Source organism: Mycobacterium sp. (genome assembly GCF_050701675.1).
Taxonomy (GTDB): Bacteria; Actinomycetota; Actinomycetes; order Mycobacteriales; family Mycobacteriaceae; genus Mycobacterium.
In genome coordinates this window covers 1-4,501 of sequence record NZ_JBOGDD010000001.1, presented here as the reverse complement: position 1 = coordinate 4,501, position 4,501 = coordinate 1, and the positions used below count along the sequence as shown (strand labels likewise).

At 68.1% G+C, this 4,501-nt stretch carries 3 protein-coding genes; 1 reads left to right on the top strand and 2 read right to left on the bottom strand.

What is annotated here, in order from left to right:
- A partial coding sequence (locus tag ACRDUX_RS00015; RefSeq protein WP_526409794.1) for a hypothetical protein occupies positions 1–1,022 on the top strand: 1,022 nt, incomplete at its 5' end.
- Here ACRDUX_RS00015 and ACRDUX_RS00010 read toward each other — a convergent pair.
- Positions 1,016–2,392 (bottom strand): alpha/beta hydrolase, encoded by a 1,377-nt coding sequence (locus ACRDUX_RS00010; RefSeq protein WP_526409796.1) that lies wholly within the window; start codon positions 2,390–2,392, stop codon positions 1,016–1,018. The two genes, ACRDUX_RS00015 and ACRDUX_RS00010, sit on opposite strands and share 7 nt — an antisense overlap.
- A 154-nt stretch (positions 2,393–2,546) precedes the next feature.
- A partial coding sequence (lysX, locus tag ACRDUX_RS00005) for a bifunctional lysylphosphatidylglycerol synthetase/lysine--tRNA ligase LysX (RefSeq protein WP_526409792.1) occupies positions 2,547–4,501 on the bottom strand: 1,955 nt, incomplete at its 5' end.

Here is a 4,501-nt window from a genome sequence, read left to right as displayed (position 1 = left end):
CCACGGCGGTGCTGGAGGTCAGCGGTGCGGTTCTGGCCTGGACGGTCGACGACCCGAACGGTGTGGCCGCGACCAGGCTGACGGTCACCGACGTCGTTGCCGCCGACTGGCTATGGCGCGTCGTCGGAACGGATGGCCACTCGGCGATCGTGGCGGGAGCCGAGCTCGCCGAATTCGACCTGCTGCCTGGCGCTTTCGAACCACTGCGACGCCTCGCCATCGGGCTCTGGATGCGCCGGTGGTGGCCGGAGAGTCTTCGGGACGGGATCGCGCGGCTCGACCGTGCCCTGCTCGACGGTGAGTTGGCGATTCTCACCGAGTCGGCGCAGGAGTTCTTCACCGAGGACACCTTGGACTCCGACGTCGAAGGGCTGCTCGCTCCACATCAGGCGGCTCTGCTCGCACTCGAGCGGGACGGCGATCCCCGCGTCGTCGAGCTGGTGCGGGTGTGTGCGGAGCTCGCGGCTGGGGCCGGAGCGTGGTCGGCTGCGGAAATACCGGTGCCGCTTGCGAATTCAGTCGATCGGCGACGCGCCGACTACGCGCTTGCGGCCGGGGCGGAACCCACTCGGGCCTCGGGTGCCATCGCCGGTGGCGTTGGGTCGGTCGACTGGGTCGCCGTGCCAGCCGGGACCTTCGATGCCGCGGACGACACGATCGACTGGTCGATCGAATCCGCCGACTCGTCGGTGCTCGCGACGGTCCGCGTCGCGCTGACGGGCGCTGCGTCGGCACGCGACATCGAGGTGCGGCTTCACTCGGGCGAGGTGACCGGCACCGGCGTCCTCGACGCGAACGGGACGGCCGCGCTCACCCTCGCGGGTCGGGGCGAGGGGCCGTTGACCGAGAACCAGGCGTGGGACCACGACTGGTCGGTTACCACGGTGGCCATCGGGGCCGACGTGCCCGGTGAGACCCAGGTCGCCCGGCAGCGCGTACGCGCCTTCGCCAGGGCGCGGCTGGCGCGCCCCGGATCCGACGCGTTCCTCGCCGAGATCCTCGCCGCCGAGTCCGATTACTGAATGTGCGAGAGCCGGGGCCGCGAGCCCGGCAGGCCCTGCACGGGGATCGTTGGCGTGCCGATCCGACCCGCCAGCCATGGGAGTGCCGCAGCGAACGCGCGGTCGGCGAACGGCCAGTCGTGCTTTCCCGGCTGCGACACCACCGCGCAGTCGATGCCGTTGACGGCGCCGAGTGCGCACAGGGAGTTGGCTGCCGCCGCCTGATCGCTGACGTGCGATGCGGCGTCCTTGCCGCCGAGCCCGGTCCCGCCGTTGTTGACGGCGTTCACCACCGTCGGACCCGCCGAGGGACCCGAGCCGTTGATGTCGAACCACGCGGACAGCCCGCGGTACGGACCATGCTTGGTGATTACGCTCGTCGGGTCGAAGGCGGCGTAGGCCGCGGCGTTGCCTCCGAAGAGCCGCGCGATGGTCTGCTGCTTGTTCCCCGAGTTCGGCGCGGCGTCACCCGCGATGTCCTCGAACGTGCTGAACATGTCGGGGTGCATGGTCGCCAGGTCGACCGCACACGTCCCGCCCATCGACCATCCGACGAGACCCCAGCTCGCTCGGTCGGCGCGCACGTGATAGTTCGCCTCCATGAACGGCACCACGTCCTTCGTGAGGTGGTCGGCGGAATTGCCGCGAGATCCGTTGACGCATTCGGTGTCGTTGTTGAACGCGCCGCCGGTGTCGACGAACACGAGGACTGGAGCATTGCCGCCGTTGGCCGCGGCGAAGTCGTCGACGGACTTGATCGCATCGCCTGCGCGCAGCCAGTCACCGGGTGTGTTGAACTCGCCGCCGATCATCATCAGCGTGGGTAGGTGGGGTGCCGGGTCCGTGGCGAAATAGGCGGGAGGAAGGTACACGAGCTCGCCGCGGTGCTTGAATCCCGAGGCGGTGGAGCCGATGTCGACGGGAACCACCACGCCCTTGGCGGGAATCTGATGCTTCTGTTCCATCGCCACCACGGTCTTCTGATCGGTCTGATCGGGAAGCGGCCCCGCCGTGAGCTGGTTCCACGCGGTCTGAACGGTGGGAAAGTAGCCGACCCACAAATTGAGCGCCAACGCCGCGCACAACAGGCTCAGTGGCAGACCGGCGATGGACACCGTGCGACGCCACCATCGGGCACCGGACCATCCGACGACGACGACCACCGCGGCAATGCCAGTCACTGCCAGCCAGATCCACAGCAACTTCGGAGCCGGGTCGTCGGCCAGTCCCTGCGATGAGATGAACCAGTGGGACGCCGCCGCAACGGCGATGCCGACCATGGCCGCCACGGGCAGCCAGACCAGCCGCCAACGGCGGGTACGCCAACCGATCGCGGCCAACAGAACGACCACGGTGGCGGCTTGGATCGTCAACGGCAACCAGCCGTGCATCAACGAGAGGTGCTGCTGCCGAAAGTCTCCTGCGGCCAACCACGAGGTCACGACGACATCGTGGACGGCGTTCCTGGCGGTCGGCTGTGAACCGGTGCTGGGGGTCTCACCCCTACTGAGGGAGAGCGACGCGACTCGGGGGTGGGCAGAGCCGCTACCGGGGCTTGGCCAGCGGGAACGGCAAGGTCTCGCGGATGCTGCGCCCCGTGATCAACATGACCACGCGGTCGACACCCATGCCAAGACCACCGGTCGGCGGCATCGCGTACTCCATGGCCTGGAGGAAGTCCTCGTCGAGCTCCATCGCCTCGGGATCGCCGCCGGCCGCCAGCAGCGACTGCTCCTGGAGCCTGCGGCGCTGCTCGACGGGGTCGGTCAGCTCGCTGTACGCGGTGCCGAGCTCTACCCCCCACGCCACCAGATCCCACCGCTCCGCGACCCCGGGCAGGCTTCGGTGCGGTCGCGTGAGTGGCGACACCGACGTCGGGAAGTCCTTGTAAAACGTCGGGTTCTCGGTGCGGTCCTCGACGAGGTGCTCGTACATCTCGAGGACGACCGCGCCGGGGTCCCAGTGAGTCTGGTACGGAATCTTCGCGGCGTCGGCGAACCGGCGCAGGGTCGGCAGGTCGGTATCGGTGTCGACGTGTTCACCAAGGGCCTCCGACACCGCCCCGTGCACGGTCTTCACCGCCCATTCACCCGAGATGTCCACCGGTTCGAGACTGCCGTCGTCCCGCGGTCGCATGACGACGTGTGAGCCGTTGGCGGCCAGTGCGGCGTTCTGAATCAGTTCTCGGCAGCCGCCGATCCACACGTTGTAGTCGGCGTGCGCCTGATACGCCTCCAGCAGGGTGAACTCCGGGTTGTGGCTGAAGTCCACGCCTTCGTTGCGGAAGGCCCTCCCCAGTTCGAAGACCCGCTCGACCCCGCCCACGCAGAGCCGCTTGAGATAGAGCTCCGGGGCGATCCGCAGATAGAGGGCGAGGTCGTAGGCGTTGATGTGCGTCACGAACGGCCGCGCATTCGCGCCGCCGTGGATCTGCTGCAGGATCGGTGTCTCGACCTCGAGGAAGTCCTTGGCGAACAACGTCTCCCGGATGGCGTGCAGAACGTGGCTGCGAGCCCGGATGAGGTCACGGGACTCGGTGTTGATCGCCAGGTCGACATAGCGGGTGCGAACCCGCGCCTCCTGGTCGGTCAGCCCCTTCCACTTGTCGGGCAGCGGCCGAAGGCACTTGCCGATCAACCGCCAGCCGTCCACCAGCAGCGACGGAGTTCCCGACTTGCTGGCGCCCATGCTGCCCGTCACCTCGACGAGGTCTCCGAGGTCGATGGCTTTGGTGAAGTCGGCGGTGCTGCCCTCGCTCAGGCGCGAATTGTCGAACAGCAGTTGCACTTCGGCGGACCAGTCGCGTAGATCGGCGAACAGAACCGAGCCGTAGTCGCGCATGCGCAGCACCCGGCCGGACACCGTCACGCTGTCCTCGGCGGCCGCCTCGAGGGCCTGCGCGACGGTGTGACTCGGGGCCCTGCCGACCGGGTAGGCATCGATACCGTTGTCCTGCAGGGTCTTCAGCTTGGCCATCCGCACCCTGACCTGTTCGGGCAACCGGTGCACGACGTCATCCTTCGCGCCTTCGATCTCGAGCCCGGTGAGGTCGGGGGCACTGCCATCGTGTTGCAGCCTGCCGGAGTTGACCAGCGTCTGCGGAGCGGAGATGTGTTGTCCCGTGTGTTGTTTGGTGCGACTGCTGAACGGGAGCACCAGGAAGCCCTCGGCGATCACCGACGCGATGCCGACGCGCGGGATCAGGCGGGCGTCCTCGTAGCAGGCGAAGCGGGGCACCCATTCGGGCATGTACTTCATGTTCGACCGGTACAGGGTCTCCAGCTGCCACCAGCGCGAGAAGAACACCAGCAGCGCGCGCCACAACCGCGCCACCGGGCCTGCGCCGAGTTGGGCACCTTCCTCGAAGGCCGAGCGGAACATCGCGAAGTTGAGCGAAATGCGGGTGATGCCAATGGCTTCGCCCTGCAGGCACAGCTCGCTGACCAGTAGCTCGTTGGTGCCGTTGGGCGACTGCGGCGACCGGCGCATGAGGTCGAGTG

What these genes read in the sequence shown, in the direction of transcription:
- ACRDUX_RS00010 (WP_526409796.1), bottom strand. Translation starts at nt 2,392, where the DNA reads ATGCACGGCTGGTTGCCGTTGACGATCCAAGCCGCCACCGTGGTCGTT.